Below are 14,999 nucleotides of genomic sequence, written 5' to 3' on the forward strand. Positions count from 1 at the left end.
GGTGACATACCTGCCCTTTTTATTGGGTGACACTTTATGTCAGGAGCTTAGTAGTTCATCCCCAATTTGCTGGATATGCTGTAATAACTCTGCCTGATGTACGGCTTGCGTATACGGGTTCATGAGGGTGCACCTGAGCCAAGTGTTTTCATCAATGCTGACTTGGCTTAAATGAAATAACCCTTGGTGCAAAAGCGATTGGCGAATGTTTGCTTGCAGTCGATTAAGCGCGCCTTGCGCCAATGCTTGCTTGCCAAGATAACGGAAGCAGATGATATTGGTTTCAGGAGGCATCAGGAGCTCAAACCCTGCGGTCTGGCTGACTAAGCTAGCAAACTGCTCGGCCAGCAAAAAGACATGCTCGATCAGCCTAGCTAACCCTTGTCGGCCATAAAGCTTGAAAGCCACTAATAATTGCAGGCCCATCATGCGCTTTGTGCATTCCAGCGTCCTGGCGCTGATATTGAAGTCTTGAATTTCTCTATCATCCTCTTGGTGAAATAGGTAAGAGGCATCCTGAGCAAATGCGCGATAGCTACTTGCCTTGTCACGGAAAAGTACGGCAGAGAGCGTGGCGGGCATGTAGAGCAATTTGTGTGCATCCCAAGTGACAGAGTCTGCTAGCGCAATCCCTTCCAGTTTGGAGCCATGGTGTGTTGATAGTAGTGCGGAAGCACCATGTGCAGCATCAATATGTAGCCATAAACCTTGTGTGCGACAGTATTCGCCTATGGCTTGCAAAGGGTCGATGCTACCTGTCGCCGTGCAGCCCGCTGTTGCGACCACAGCCATGACATGTTCATCTCGCTTGATGCACGCTTGGTGAGCTTGTCTTAATGCCTCAATCGACATCCTGCCTTTGGCATCTGCTTCAACGGCAATGACTGCCTCCGTTCCCAGCCCCATCATCCCTGCTGCACGGCTGATCGAGTAATGTGACAGTGCTGAGGTGAGGATGCGCAATGGCCCTCTGACAGTCGTGATGCCTTTATCCCAAATGTGAGGGTCTATTGTTTGCCGTGCTGCAAGCAAAGCAGTGAGGTTGGCTTGGCTTCCTCCCGAGGTGAGCACGCCCGTTCCATGCGTCCAGCCTATCATGCTACTTAGCCAGCGAATAAGCTGGCGTTCAATCAAGGTGGCAACCGGGCCGGTTTCATAGACCGCCATCGCCTGGTTGCTAAATGATGCGACCAAGTCGGCAAGAGCCGCTAAGGGTAGTGGCGGTGCTGCTTGATGCGCCATGCTATGTGGGTGATGCATGGCTAGCTGCCGAGGTAAAATTTCTTGCTGCAACCAAGCAGACAACTGATGGGGCTCAAGCACTGGATGCTCTGGCATCTCTTGTTCCCATGCCTGCTCAGCATCTAGTGGGGATTGCCATTGAATCAAGCTAGCATTGCCTTGTAATTCAAGCGCTAGTTGTTCTGCAAGCGCATCAATCAATGCATGGCCACTGGCCCTGAACTGCTCAGTATCAAAGAGGCGATTAAGTTCTGGGGAGGTCATGGTAGCGTTGAACTACGCTTTCTAAACCATCCTGTGAGGCTGATGCGAGGATGGGATGCAGGTAGCACCTCATGCCAGAATTGACTGGAAAGAAACACGACCAAAGTACCACCGTGCGGCACGGTATCAATATAAGGGGTGGGTTCTTTTCCATCTAGGTAAAGACGCAGTTGACCGCCATCTTTTTCTTCCCAGGCTTCGTTCAGATACAAAATGCAGCTTACCTGCCTTTCCTCGTTGCCACGGAACTGATCCAGGTGCTTGTTATATATTGCCCCTGGTGGATAAATGGCAAAGTGGTTTTCAAGCTCGAACAGTCCTAAAAAAAGATGCTCGTTCAACGATTCGCGCAAAGCTTCCATGATGCGGGAAAAATCCTGTTGCACGGCGCTTGCATCAACATGATCCAGCCAGTGGATCAAATCGCCACGTATCCTGTGATCCAGCGTGTTATGTTCGGCCTTGCCGATAGTAGCGCGCGCTAACTTGCCTGCCGCTTGTAGCGTTAAGGCCTCTTTACGTAATGCGCTAATGAAGTCGTCAGGGAGAAAATCGGGGATGATCACGTAGCCTTGCTCGGCAAGGGAGTGGGTAATGTGCTCAATATGCTGGCTGATGTTGGCAAAAGGAAGCATGAAAAAACCTGATGAAAACGTATCCTTATTATAACGGGGTGACCTTGGTAGATGGCGGCCAGATTTTTTGCTCTCAGGATTGCGAAGCCAAGGGCATTGCGCTAAAATGCGCAGCTCTCTTGTTCTCCAAGAGCATATAGACCCGTAGCTCAGCTGGTTAGAGCGCTGCCTTGACATGGCAGAGGTCGATGGTTCGAGTCCATTCGGGTCTACCAAATTCCAAAAAGCCACGCATATTGCGTGGCTTTTTGCTTTTCCAGCCATCATGTTGGTTGCATACAGCCAGTGGCTATAGCCATGCCCGGATGTATACAACCAATCTTTCAGTGATTCATTCATGACGGGTTTAATTAAATATTATTAAAACATAGAGTTAGGTCATGTTTCTTTGGATGGCTTAACTTTTGCTGCAACCTTTCCAAGCTGGCTATAAAGCCGGTATTCATTAGAAAAAACAAGATGATGGAGAAGGAGAGTGTTTGTGGCAGCAAAAAGTAGATTGGGCAGAAGGTGCCTATGGGGATGGATTCATCTATCTTGCACGTTGATCTTCGCCAGCGCGACTTCGGGAGCTGCTGCTGAAGCTTCTGATGTTGCAGGTGAGGCGGAGGAGAGTATTCCTGAGCCTGTGATCAAGGTTGAGGAAATCGTTATCCGTGCTCCCCGGGTAAGAATTGTCAGTCCATTGCCTGGCGTCGGTATTGAGAGAGACCAGGCTGCTACCAATATCCAGAGTGCGACTGCAAAAGAGATCGCTGAGTCACGCGCCATCAATATCACCGAGTTCATGAATAACAACATGCAGTCGGTGAGTATCAACGATTATGCTGGCAATCCTTTCCAGCAAGACCTCAATTTTCGTGGCTTTACTGCTTCTCCCATGATTGGGACTCCCCAAGGCGTATCTGTTTATCTAGATGGCGTACGGGTCAATGAGGCATTTGGCGATGTGGTGAATTGGGATTTATTGCCTATGAATGCAATTGCCACCATGGATCTTTTGCCGGGATCCAATCCCTTGTTTGGGCTGAATACCTTGGGCGGTGCCTTGGCGATTCGCACCAAGACAGGCTTTAGTGACAACCATGCCAGGGGCGAGTTGCTTAGCGGTGCATGGGGCAGGCAACAGGTGCAGGTTTCCAATGGTATCAATAATGGCATCATCGGCTTATTCACTGCCTATAACCATTTCGAGGAGGATGGCTGGCGGCGAAACTCGCCCAGTAACCTGCGTCAGTTGTATAACAATGCTACGGTCAAATTACCTAAGGGCGAAATCAACCTGAGCGCATTGAATGTGAACACCGCCTTGACTGGCAACGGCATGCTGCCGTTTGAAATGGCAGAGACCAACCGCAAATGGGTATTCACTTCACCGGACGAATCCACCAACAAACTGGATCACTACAATTTGAATGGCAGATGGGATGTCTCTGACAACTTTACGATCTCTGCATTGGCTTACAAGCGGAAAATGAATCAGGCGGCGCTGAATGGTGATTTTTATGATGAATATCAGCAGCTGTTCAGCCGGACCAATATTGATTACATCAATGGCACATTCAACTTTTCCAACTTGAAGCAAGATAGTTTTGGTTTTAGTGTGCAGGCGGCCTGGGATGTGGGGCGTCACCAGATAGTCTTTGGTGCAGGTGTAGATAAAAACAAGATCACCTTCAGTCAGCGTGAGATGTACGGTGAGATTAATGCCAAACACGAGGTTGTGCCGGTCAGGGATGAGGCCTTTTATCTAGAGGGCATGTATGCCGCTAAATATCCTGTGATTCGCAACAACCTCAATGGGCACAGTACAACCAAGGGGGTGTTCTTCAGTGATACTTGGTCGCCTAAGGATAATGTCCATTTAACTTACGGTGCGCGCTTTAATTGGTCACGTGTAGTGAACGATCTGATATCGGATCGTGGTAACTCACTGTATCAGTTTGAATTTAATCCCTTGAACCCTGGTGGCAGTGGATTGCTCAATCCTGCCAGGCAGCGTTGCGCCTTACCTACTGATCCATTTGAGACTTTCGCTAGGTTTGTTTGCACGGATGGAGACTACAAATACCGCAGCTTCAATCCCTCTATCGGTATTGCTTGGGAAGTGCTCGAGAATTTCAGCCTTTACGGCAATATCAGTCGAGGGGCTCGCGTGCCTACTATTATCGAGCTTGGCTGCGCGCGTGATCATACTAAAGATAGCCAGCCAGCAAGCACCAATTACCAATATGGCTGTTCAATCCCGACCTCCTTGTCTGCCGATCCCTATCTCAAGCAGGTGAGGTCTACCTCTTATGAGGCTGGACTGCGTGGCAATCACTTCGGCTTTAGCTGGAATGCTGGTGTGTTCACGACGGAACTGAAAGATGACATTCTCTTTATGCCTTTAGGGCGTAAGAATCGTGGCGTATTCGATAATTTTGGTGAAACCCTGCGCCAGGGGATTGAGCTTGGCATGAGTGGTGAACTGGGAAAAAGTAAGTTACGTCTCAACTACACCTATTTGCTCGCCACGTTTGAATCAGCGGCCAATGCAATTAATCCCAATAACAGCAGCAATACCTCGCCAACCACATTACAGGCATACGTCAATATTGAACCGGGTGATTATCTGACCGGTATGCCAAAACATATTGTTCAGGCGAGCTGGAATTATCAGTTTTCTGAAAGGTTTGATGCCACCTTGAGCATGATCATGCATTCATATTCATTTGTGCGTGGCAATGAAAACAACGAACACCAGCCAAGAGAGGCTTCGCATGCCTGTAACCCTTGTGGTGCGCAGCCTTATGACCGCGACCCTTACGACTACATCGGCAAGGGGACAATAGCGGGTTATGCAGTGTTTAACCTGCGAGCTACCTATAAATTCAATGATGCCATCACGCTATTCATGAAAGCAGACAATATTTTCAACAAGGACTATTCCACGGCAGGTGATCTGGGACGTAATCCTTTTGGCTCCAATGGTGGTTTCAACCCAGACACGACGCAGTGGCAGAACACTACCTTCATCGGTCCCGGGGCTCCCCGTGCAGTGTGGGTTGGTTTGTCATTCGACTTGAATTGGAAAAAAGGGAATGCGAGTTCTTCCCCCAGGCTGTAATGGTGGTTGTTGGTGGTTGCAGTTAACCGCCTTGGTTATTTTCAGCCGAAGATTAAAGGGATAGAGCCAATGAAATGCGAAGAAAAATCATGGAGTGCATTAGTCCATTAGGACTAATTCCTGAGAAATTTTGTCCGTTTTCCTGAGATTTTCCAATTGTATATGTAAATGATTTGTAAGTAATTTGTATCTTATTGTTAATTTTTGCTGACGCTGTTACGGATTTTCTTGTTCCTGGTGCACATGATTCAGGCCTGGAAGTTGCAATGTATGCATCCGTGACAGTTAGTTTTTCATGACTGTCTCCGATGCAATCCCGCTAATAGGGATTGTGTAAACCAATGAAAAGGAGATTGATGATGAATTTTAAGTCGATGGCAATCGCTGCCATGCTGGTTTCAGCATCATCGGCATATGCGGGTGACTTTGTGAACCTGCGCGATGATTTGGCGACATTAAGCGCCGCCAATGGCGGCTTGGTGGTCGGTGCAAACAACCCGCTGCGAGATAAGTTGTACCTCAATGCAACCAGTTATAGCTGGTTGAGTGGTTACAGTAGTAACCCTGCTCAACTGATTGCGACTTCTATTTCCTATACCGCCAATGCGGGTGCAGGCGTCCTGACGCTGCTGGATTACCGTATCAATAGTGGTGTTGAACTCTTGCCAGGCATTGCTCAGGCAACCATCTATGATTTCGTGTTCCGCGACAGCAGTGATAACTCTTTGGTATTCGGTACGCGTTATATCAACCAAGTCAACAATGGGCAGGAAATCAACTTCTTGTATCGCTACGGTTTTGAAGGCTTTGATGCTTCATCCGCCTGGTTGTTCCTGTCGGATTTTGACTTGCGCATGTATGAAAGTGGCCGTACGGATGATCATTCGTTTGCCAGCAGTGTGGCTTTCGATGGTGATGCGATTCGTCAGAAGTCGGATATCAGCGTCAGTGAGGGTAACCCGTACAGCGGTCTTTACTTGGTCAAGACCGATGCCACGGAATACACCCTGGGTAATAAGGCCATTGGGTACTACCAAGCTGGTGAAGAAGGCCAAGCTGTTGTTGGTGGCTTTATTGGCGGCTTTGTGCCCACAGTAGCGGCGGTGCCCGAGCCATCCGAATATGCCTTGATGATGATTGGCCTTGGCTTGGTTGGTTTTGTGGCAACACGTCGTAAAAAGCAGCACCTGGCTTGAAGCCAGTTTGCTTAGTGTCAACTGATGCTGAGCACTATGGAGAACAGCATTTAATCAAGAACGGAGTCATTGCCTGCTGATCAGGCGATGACTCAAATTAAGAGGGGATTTACAACATGCAACAAGTATTCAAACAAGCTATTGCCGGTGCAACACTGGCACTCATCAGTGTCAGCAGCGCCTATGCTGGTGGTTTCGTCGATATCCTGAACACAGGCGCCCGTACGCCAGGTAGTGTCAATAACGTACTCACAGATCCATTCTTCCTCACAGGTGGTATTCCATCAAGCTGGACTCAGCAGGCGACCATGACTACCTCGGTGTATTCCCCCATCAACAATAGCATTAAGGTGGGCAACTTCATTGATACTGTCTGGATTGATGCCACGAGCAATCAATTGATTATCGGCAGCTATTTCCAGTTGTTGCCTAATTATCCCGCAGGCAATATCCATGGTGGTGGTGGCATTTCCGAAATCAACTCCATCGTGCGGACCGGTTTTGCTGAGGTGGAAACCATTTCTGCAGCCTGGTATTTTGCTGAAGGTATTTACAGTGGTGCTGAAGATGGCTACCGCCTGCGCGACCCATCCCGCTCAGGCTATGTCACTCCCTACAACGCAGCCAACGCTGCCGCGGGTGCCTATCTGGATTTGGATAAAGTAGCTATCCGCACTGATGTCAGCATCGGCGAAGATAATCCCAACTCCGGCATCTATTTCCTCAGCGTCGATGCATCTAAATACACCTATGAATTTGGCAGCAATGCCATTGGTATTATTCAGGGAGCTTCCAGTAGCGAAGGTGGTCGCGTGTCGCAGCAGATATGGCTAAGTGGCTATCGCGTAGCTGCGATTGCCGCAGTGCCAGAGCCATCTGAATATGCACTGATGTTGATCGGCCTCGGCCTGATGGGCTTTGTTGCACGTCGTCGTAAAAATAACGACTTGTCATAAATCTATCTCAGTACAGCAGTAGTATCGAATAAGTCGGCTTTATGCCGACTTATTTTTTAGTCCAAACAGACTACTCAAATGAGAATTTGTGTCGATTGCGGCTGAATTTTTGTATCATGGTCGGGTTTACTTCTATTACTGGCAAATGCTTCCTATAAGGCTTGACCCCAATATCTGGAGCAGAATTGCTCCATTCGCACTGTATATGCTGTTTATGGCGACAGTGGATATTCTTGCGCCATATCTCCCATCTGGTCTTGATATACGTTGGCTTTATGGTGTCAAGGTTGGCTTGGTTGCTTTATTGCTTTGGTCTTTGCGTAGCTATTATATTGAGCTCTCTGGCATAGCTAAATTGCGGTGGCGTGAGTGGTTGAGCGCAAGCCTGATTGGTGTGCTAGTATTTGTCGTCTGGATCAGCTTAGATGCGCCATGGATGCTGCTTGGCGACCAATCTAAAGGCTTTAATCCAGGGAATGGGCAATATGTCTGTCTGCTAATGGCGACAAGATTAATAGGGGCCGCACTAGTAGTGCCCCTCATGGAAGAATTGTTTTGGCGTTCCTTCTTGATGCGCTGGATTCATAATCAACACTTCCTCAACGTCGACCCGCGGCAGGCAAGTATCTTGGCCTTGCTTGTTTCATCCGCATTGTTCGCGATAGAGCACACCGAGTGGCTTGCCGGTTTGCTGGCTGGCTTGGCATACGGCTTGCTTTATATCCGTAGCGGAAAAATATGGATGCCGATCATCGCCCATGCGGTGACAAACGGCATATTGGGAGTTTGGGTCATTTACACCGGTAATTGGCATTACTGGTAATAATTGGGGAAACACTTCTTTGCGGTTATCTCAATCAATTAATCTAAAAAAAGCAATTCTGGTTACATTAGAAGGATTATCATTTTTTGGGTTTAGTTCACGGCTATATGCTTTGGAAGGGGATGTAATCCGTCCCTACGTGAGCGCGACTTATTCTTATGATGATAATTTAAGAAGGTTCAACAGTAAGCAACGTGCATTAAGTTTAACGGGAAATTCTGATACTTCAGATACTGTATTTGTAAAAAGTGTTGGAATTATATTAGATAAGCAAATCAGTCAACAGAAAATTTTTGCAAATGTTAATCTTAATCGATCAACCTATGATAGGAATTCTGAGCTAGACAATGATGGTAAAGAGTTGACTGGTCGATGGGATTGGAGCATTGGTCGGCGATGGGATGGAAATGTTGAAATCTATCACAAAGAGGCCATGGTCCCATTTTCCGATTTTCAGCAGGGTGTAATGGCTTTAAACACAAGAACCCAAGATCGTCGTTCATTTGAGGCTAGATGGCTTTTTCATCCGCGTTGGCGAGTTCGAGGTGGGATAACAAATTCAGAAACGAAGTTTAGTGCTGAAATTCAACAAGCTGCCAATTTGGAGGAAAATTCACAGTTAATTGCTTTGGATTATTTATCTCCAAGTAAAAGTATGGTTGGTGTTGTGTATCGGCATGCAAAGGGAATTAAGCCTGACCAAGTATTTCAAGGCTTTTCTTTCAGTAATAACTATGACCAAAATGAATTAAAGTTAAATGTAGATTGGACTGTTACCGGTAAATCCAAGTTGCAATTTCTAGGTGGTTTAGTTGATCGTCAGCATGAAGAGCTTTCCGGTCGTGATTTTAGAGTGTTCAATGCTCGTGGAAACTTTAGTTGGATGCCGGCAGGAAAAACTGCATTTAATTTTTCAATTTGGCGTGAGAATAATGCTCAATCTTTTGTGACAACTAGCTATACAGCAAATAAAGGTGGAGCCGTATATGCCAATTATTATGCCACTGGTAAAATTACATTACAGGGAAGTATACGCTATGAAAAAAGAGATTTTGAGGGTGATGTTATTTTTGGTCAGCAGAGATCTGATAAAGATAAAAATTATTCTTTAGCATTAATTTACAGACCGATAGAGTCATTGCAATTGAATACTTCTCTAACTCATGCGAGTCGAAAGTCATCAAATGAAAATTTTGATTTTGACTCTAATGGCCTCTCATTTACTGCGAAATATGAATTTTAAGGAGCATTAAGTGACGGTTAATGATATTCCTCTGGTTGCTTTTTTTAAGCAATTATTAGATCCATTAATTATTTTAGGAACGCTTTACGGATTTACTTTATTATTTGGTGAGCCATTTAATGGGTATTATCTAATTCTTGCACTATTGACTTATTTTGTTTCCTCTAATGTGTATGAGCGCTTAGATCTCTATCGTACATGGCGTAGCGGTAAGGTTTTGAGTTATCTTCGTGATATTTTGTTTGGCTGGGCAATTGTAGTTGCCGTTTTGGTGTTTATTGGATATGCCGCAGATCTTTCCAGTCAATATCTCGATGATATGGTGTACACCTGGTTTTTGAGTGTCCCGGTGATTTTCATTATTGCGCATCTTACTATTCGTAAAATAGCATCTGATTTACATAAAAATGGTGAAGTACGTTCAGTTGTTATTGTGGGGGCTAATGATATTGGTGTTCGACTAGTGAATCGTATTAATGAAGATCCATACCTCTTTATGGAAGTAAAGGGTATTTTTGATGATCGAGAAATTTCACGCCATCCTAAAGGAATGCGTAATATTCCTCTTTTAGGCTCCATGGCGGATATTGCACCCTATGTGCGTGCAAATAATACACAAATTATTTTTATTAGTTTACCGATGTCTGCTCAGCCACGTATCAGACAGCTATTTGAAGAGCTGCAAGATACTACAGCATCTATCTATTTTGTCCCAGATATCTACATTTTTGATTTAGTACAAGCAAGATTTGATGATGTTGCTGGTGTTCCCGTAGTAGCAATTTGTGAAACGCCTTTTACGGGTTTTAATAGTTTAATCAAACGGACTAGTGACATTATTCTTGCCTCATTTATCCTATTATTACTTTCTCCCATTATTGCAGCTATTGCAATAGCTGTAAAGCTGACATCTAAAGGGCCTATTATCTTTAAACAGCGTCGATATGGATTGAACGGAGAGGAGATTTTGGTTTATAAATTCCGTTCTATGACCGTGATGGAAGACGGTGACAAAGTTGTACAGGCGCAAAAGCGTGATCAGCGCCTAACATCAATTGGAGGATTTTTGCGTAAGAATTCGCTTGATGAGTTGCCTCAGTTTATTAATGTACTGCAGGGGCATATGAGTATCGTGGGACCAAGGCCGCATGCAATTGCTCATAATGAGCAATACCGTAAATTAATTCGTGGCTATATGCTGCGACATAAAGTAAAGCCAGGTATTACTGGCTGGGCTCAGGTTAACGGCTTGCGCGGAGAAACTGAAACTTTGGAAAAAATGGAAGCGCGTATTGAATATGACCTTGATTACTTGAGGCATTGGTCGTTGGCATTTGATTTTTGGATCATTGTTAGGACGGTGCTGGTTGTTTTTAAAAAAGATAATGCTTATTAATTTGATATGGTACAGGTCTGAGGAGATGAACAATTGAATACCAAAATTGAAAACCTAGCAAATCATTTGTCAGCAATTGCTTCAAAATCGCTGATTGGACTAATTGTAGCGACTGCACTTATCGGATGTGGAGAGAAGCCCTCCGATGCTAAAGTAAGCCAATCATTAGTGCGAGTAAATGGCAAGGAAATTACTGTACATCAACTTAATAATGAGTTGGCACGCGCTAATATACAACCCGCACAGAAAGAAGCAGCAACTAAACAGATTTTAAGCTCACTAATTGACCGACAGTTACTTGAAGATGCTGCTTTAAAAGCTAAGCTCGATCGAAATCCCAACGTCATGCAAACCATTGAACGGGCCAAATCGCAGATCATTGCTCAAGCTTACCTGCAATCTAAAGTGGCTAATATTGGAAAGCCTGAAAAATCAGAAATAGAAGCTTTCTATAAGAAAAATCCTGCTCTTTTTTCGGAACGAAAGTTGGTTGAAATGGAGCAATTGCTGATTGATTCACGCTACATTAATGATGAATTTAAGTCGGTATTAGGTGGATTTAAGACATTGCAAGAGGTGGCTTTATGGTTAGACTCCAAAGGTATTCAATATGATCGTGGGGAGGTGGCGCGTAGTGTGGCTGAGTTGCCTCCTCAAATATCTGAGCGATTGAAAGACGCAAGAAAGGGGCAGCTTTTTGTTATTGGGATGGGACCAAGAACAATGTTGGTTTTAATGGATAGTATTAAAGATAGTCCTGTATCACTAGCAGATGCTACAACTCAAATAGAGCAAACTTTGCTAAATAACAAAAGAAAAGAGATTGGTGAATTGGAAATTAAGAGATTAAGGGAAGAAGCAAAAATTGATTATTTGAATTCGTCAGTTGAAAAGCCCCAGGTTGCTGAAAAGAAAGATGTAAATAAAAATGCTAAAGACGATATTACAAGTGGAATAACTGGTCTAAAATAATGAGTTAAATATATAAATGGGTGACTTATGAATAAAATTATTAAATGGTTATTGCTTGTGCTGTTTTTAATGAGCATGTCAAATGTGCATGCTGCTGAAACAGATATTTCTTTAGGGCCTGGCGACATATTAAGAATATCAGTGTTTGAGCAGCCTGATTTATCATTAGAAGTTAGAGTAAGTGATTCTGGGACTATTACATACCCATTAATTGGGGAGATAATGGTTGGTGGAGAAACTACAGCTAATGTTGAGCGCAAAATTGCTGCCAAATTAGAGCAGGGTGGTTTTTTAAAAAATCCACATGTGAGCATCATTGTTACTCAAATGCAAAGTAAGCAAATATCTGTCTTAGGCCAAGTCAATCGCCCAGGACGTTATCCATTGGATACGGCTCGAAGTTTAGCAGACATCCTAGCTCTGGCAGGTGGGATATCGCCCGAAGGAGGGGATGTAATTACTCTTATTCAGAATACTGATGGAGTAGTTTCAAAAAAAGATATTGATTTAGCTGAAATGATGCGGTCAGGCAATATGCAAGAAAACATTGTACTGTCTGCTGGAGATATAATTTTTGTTGATAGAGTTTTAAAGTTTTATATATATGGTGAAGTTCAAAGACCTAGTCAATATAGACTTGAACATAATATGACAGTTTTGCAAGCTCTATCAGTCGGTGGGGGGCTAACTGCACGCGGCACAGAGCGTGGTATAAAAATAAAAAGAAAGGTAGGGGATGTTATGGAGGTGTTAAAAGTAAAACATGATGATATTGTCTTGCCTAATGATATTATTTATGTAGAGGAAAGTTTATTTTAAGTAGTAGAATTTACTTTATTTAATAAAGGTATAAAGATGAATTTTTCTCAGCTGATTTTAATATTAAAAGCAAGATATAAGGCTATATTATTTTCTTTAATTTTTGCAATAGTATTGTCTTTAATAATTAGTTTTTTAATGTCACCTACTTATAGGTCTACAGCAACTGTGATTGTTAATTATAAGGGTGCAGATCCTGTTACAGGAATAGCATTGCCAGCGCAGTTAATGCCCGGCTATATGGCAACTCAGACTGATATTATATCCAGTAGAAATGTTGCAAAAAAAGTTGTAGCAACCTTAGGACTTTCTGATAATGCAGAAATTCAAGAAAGTTTTCAAAATGCTACTAATGGCCAAGGAGACATTAATGATTGGCTGGCTAATTTATTACTGAGAAATTTAGATGTAAGACCGTCAAGGGAAAGTAGCTTGATCGATATTACTTTTTCTGGATCAAATCCTAATTTTGCATCTGCAATAGCAAACGCTTTTGCTCAATTATATATAGATACTACGATTGAGCTCAAAGTTGAACCATCTAAAAAAGCTGCACAATATTTTACTGAGCAGACACGACAGTTAAGGGCAGACTTAGAGGCAGCACAAAAAAGGCTCTCTACTTATCAACGTGAGAAAAGTATTGTTAGTGTAGATGAGCGCTTAGATGTGGAAGCTGCTCGATTAAATGAGCTTTCCTCACAGCTAGTACTTGCCCAGGCTCAAAGAGTGGAGGCACAGTCAAGACAGCGTAATGCAACAGGCCGATCAGCATATGATTCTCCAGATGTTGCTGCCAACCCAATTATTCAAAATCTGAAAACTGAAATTGCGAGAGCTGAGGGAAAGTTTGCTGATATTTCTCAAAAATATGAGAGGAACCATCCTGTTTATCAGGGGGCTAAAGCTGAAATTGATAATTTAAAATTAGAGCTAGATAGTCAAATCAAGTCTGTCGCTTCGAACGTAGCAAGTAGTTCAAATATTTTCCAACAAAGAGAGGCTGAAATTAAAGCGGCTTTAGCAGCCCAAAAACAGAAAGTTTTAGAGCTGAGTAAAGACCGAGATGAATTGTCGGTGCTGACTAAAGATGTTGAAAATGCCCAGCGAGCATATGATATAACAATGCAGCGATTTACAGCGACTAATATTGAAGGTCAATCAAACCAATCTGAAGTTGCAATTTTGAATCCAGCTATACCGTCAACTTCACCATCTCAGCCCAATTTTTTATTGAATATTATTATCGGAGTAGTTTTTGGCTTCTTATTGGGAGTTGGTTTGGCGATTTTACTAGAAATGATTGATCGTAGAGTTCGTTCTTCAGATGAGTTAATTGTTTTATTCCCATCGCCGGTTTTCGCTGTTATACCAGGACAACAGCAAAAGATAAAAAAACTATTTAATAAAAAAATTACTAAAGGCCCATTTCTGAAACTTCAGGCATAAATTATGACTTCTTTAAATAATCAGAATTACCCAGCAAGTAATGCTAACTCCTCTCAGGTAAGTGCTTTTTCTGAGTTTAGTATGGGAAGTTTATTATTAAGGATGGGGAAAATTACTGCTGAAGATGTAGAGCGTATTGCTCAGTTTCAAAAAGAGCGGGAAATAAGATTTGGTGAAGCCGCAATTAGTTTAGGATTAATTAATGAGACTGATATTGCGGAAGTATTAGCAAGGCAGTTTGATTATCCTTATATGTTATCTTCAGAGGATATTAATTCAGAATTGATCGCAGCTTATCAGCCTTTTAGTCACAAGGCGGAGATTCTACGAGGTGTTAGAAGCCAATTGATGATGCATTGGTTTTCACCGGAAAGAAAATCATTAGTCGTGTCTGCGGTCGATAGTGATCATGGCGTTAGCCATTTCATTGCAAATCTTGGTGTGGTTTTTGCACAACTTGGTGAGAAGACTCTTTTGATTGACGCTAATCTACGTCAGCCTAGATTACATAAGATTTTTAATTCCAATGAAAAACGAGGTCTTGCTGATATATTGGCAGGTAGAGTAGGCTTTGATGTGGTTGAAAAAATAGGATTTTTTGATAATTTGTCATTATTAAATGCCGGAACAATACCTCCTAATCCTCAAGAGTTAATAAGTAAACCAATATTCAATAAGTTGCTTTCGCATTACTCTACAGAATACGATGTGATATTGATTGACACTCCATCTTTCTCTAGTGGTGCTGATGTACAAACTATAGCGGCAAATTCGGGGGGGATTTTTATTGTTGTTAAAAAGAACCATAGTCGTATTAATGACTTGGAAAATATTGCGGAACAGCTAAGAAATAATGGTACGCCTGTAGTAGGGTCCGTACTGACGGAGTTTTAAA

The 14,999-nt window shown here is 43.3% G+C and carries 12 protein-coding genes and 1 tRNA gene; 11 read left to right on the forward strand and 2 right to left on the reverse strand.

What is annotated here, in order from left to right; translation table 11 throughout:
- Positions 1-39 precede the first annotated feature (39 nt).
- Positions 40-1,506, reverse strand: coding sequence for a pyridoxal phosphate-dependent decarboxylase family protein (locus ACIKP9_RS00300; protein ID WP_400877749.1), 1,467 nt, complete (start codon positions 1,504-1,506; stop codon positions 40-42).
- Positions 1,503-2,141 carry a 2OG-Fe(II) oxygenase gene (locus ACIKP9_RS00305; protein WP_400877752.1) on the reverse strand — a complete coding sequence of 213 codons (639 nt, stop codon included), beginning with the start codon at positions 2,139-2,141 and terminating at the stop codon, positions 1,503-1,505. Before ACIKP9_RS00305 ends, ACIKP9_RS00300 begins: the two co-directional genes overlap by 4 nt.
- A gap of 138 nt (positions 2,142-2,279) precedes the next feature.
- Between ACIKP9_RS00305 and ACIKP9_RS00310 the strand changes: the two genes are divergently transcribed.
- The 11 genes from ACIKP9_RS00310 to epsG all read left to right on the forward strand — a co-directional run bounded on the left by ACIKP9_RS00310 (position 2,280) and on the right by epsG (position 14,998).
- Positions 2,280-2,356: transfer RNA gene (locus ACIKP9_RS00310), tRNA-Val, on the forward strand.
- A 266-nt stretch (positions 2,357-2,622) separates the two neighbouring features.
- Complete coding sequence (locus ACIKP9_RS00315; RefSeq protein ID WP_400877755.1) at positions 2,623-5,250, forward strand: TonB-dependent receptor; 2,628 nt, start codon at positions 2,623-2,625, stop codon at positions 5,248-5,250.
- 356 nt (positions 5,251-5,606) lie between these two features.
- On the forward strand, positions 5,607-6,446 hold the full coding sequence (locus tag ACIKP9_RS00320) for a PEP-CTERM sorting domain-containing protein (protein WP_400877758.1): 840 nt from the start codon (positions 5,607-5,609) through the stop codon (positions 6,444-6,446).
- A gap of 116 nt (positions 6,447-6,562) precedes the next feature.
- Positions 6,563-7,402 (forward strand): PEP-CTERM sorting domain-containing protein, encoded by an 840-nt coding sequence (locus ACIKP9_RS00325; protein ID WP_400877761.1) that lies wholly within the window; start codon positions 6,563-6,565, stop codon positions 7,400-7,402.
- 145 nt (positions 7,403-7,547) lie between these two features.
- The gene (locus ACIKP9_RS00330) at positions 7,548-8,225 is read left to right on the forward strand and encodes a CAAX prenyl protease-related protein (protein ID WP_400877764.1); all 678 of its coding nucleotides are present in this window, start codon (positions 7,548-7,550) and stop codon (positions 8,223-8,225) included.
- A 19-nt stretch (positions 8,226-8,244) separates the two neighbouring features.
- Complete coding sequence (gene epsL / locus ACIKP9_RS00335) at positions 8,245-9,468, forward strand: XrtB/PEP-CTERM-associated polysaccharide biosynthesis outer membrane protein EpsL (protein WP_400877767.1); 1,224 nt, start codon at positions 8,245-8,247, stop codon at positions 9,466-9,468.
- A gap of 10 nt (positions 9,469-9,478) precedes the next feature.
- On the forward strand, positions 9,479-10,864 hold the full coding sequence (locus ACIKP9_RS00340) for an undecaprenyl-phosphate glucose phosphotransferase (protein WP_400877770.1): 1,386 nt from the start codon (positions 9,479-9,481) through the stop codon (positions 10,862-10,864).
- A gap of 33 nt (positions 10,865-10,897) precedes the next feature.
- Entirely contained in the window at positions 10,898-11,836 is a 939-nt protein-coding gene (locus ACIKP9_RS00345; RefSeq protein ID WP_400877771.1) for an EpsD family peptidyl-prolyl cis-trans isomerase, read from the forward strand.
- A gap of 27 nt (positions 11,837-11,863) precedes the next feature.
- Positions 11,864-12,655 carry a polysaccharide export protein EpsE gene (epsE, locus tag ACIKP9_RS00350; protein WP_400877774.1) on the forward strand — a complete coding sequence of 264 codons (792 nt, stop codon included), beginning with the start codon at positions 11,864-11,866 and terminating at the stop codon, positions 12,653-12,655.
- A 36-nt stretch (positions 12,656-12,691) separates the two neighbouring features.
- The gene (gene epsF / locus ACIKP9_RS00355; protein ID WP_400877777.1) at positions 12,692-14,104 is read left to right on the forward strand and encodes a chain length determinant protein EpsF; all 1,413 of its coding nucleotides are present in this window, start codon (positions 12,692-12,694) and stop codon (positions 14,102-14,104) included.
- Between the two features lie 3 nt (positions 14,105-14,107).
- Positions 14,108-14,998: a chain length determinant protein tyrosine kinase EpsG gene (gene epsG / locus ACIKP9_RS00360; protein ID WP_400877780.1), complete on the forward strand. Its 891-nt coding sequence runs from the start codon at positions 14,108-14,110 to the stop codon at positions 14,996-14,998.
- The last annotated feature ends 1 nt before the right edge of the window (position 14,999 follow it).

This window comes from Methylobacillus methanolivorans (assembly GCF_044751345.1).
Lineage (GTDB): Bacteria > Pseudomonadota > Gammaproteobacteria > Burkholderiales > Methylophilaceae > Methylobacillus > Methylobacillus methanolivorans.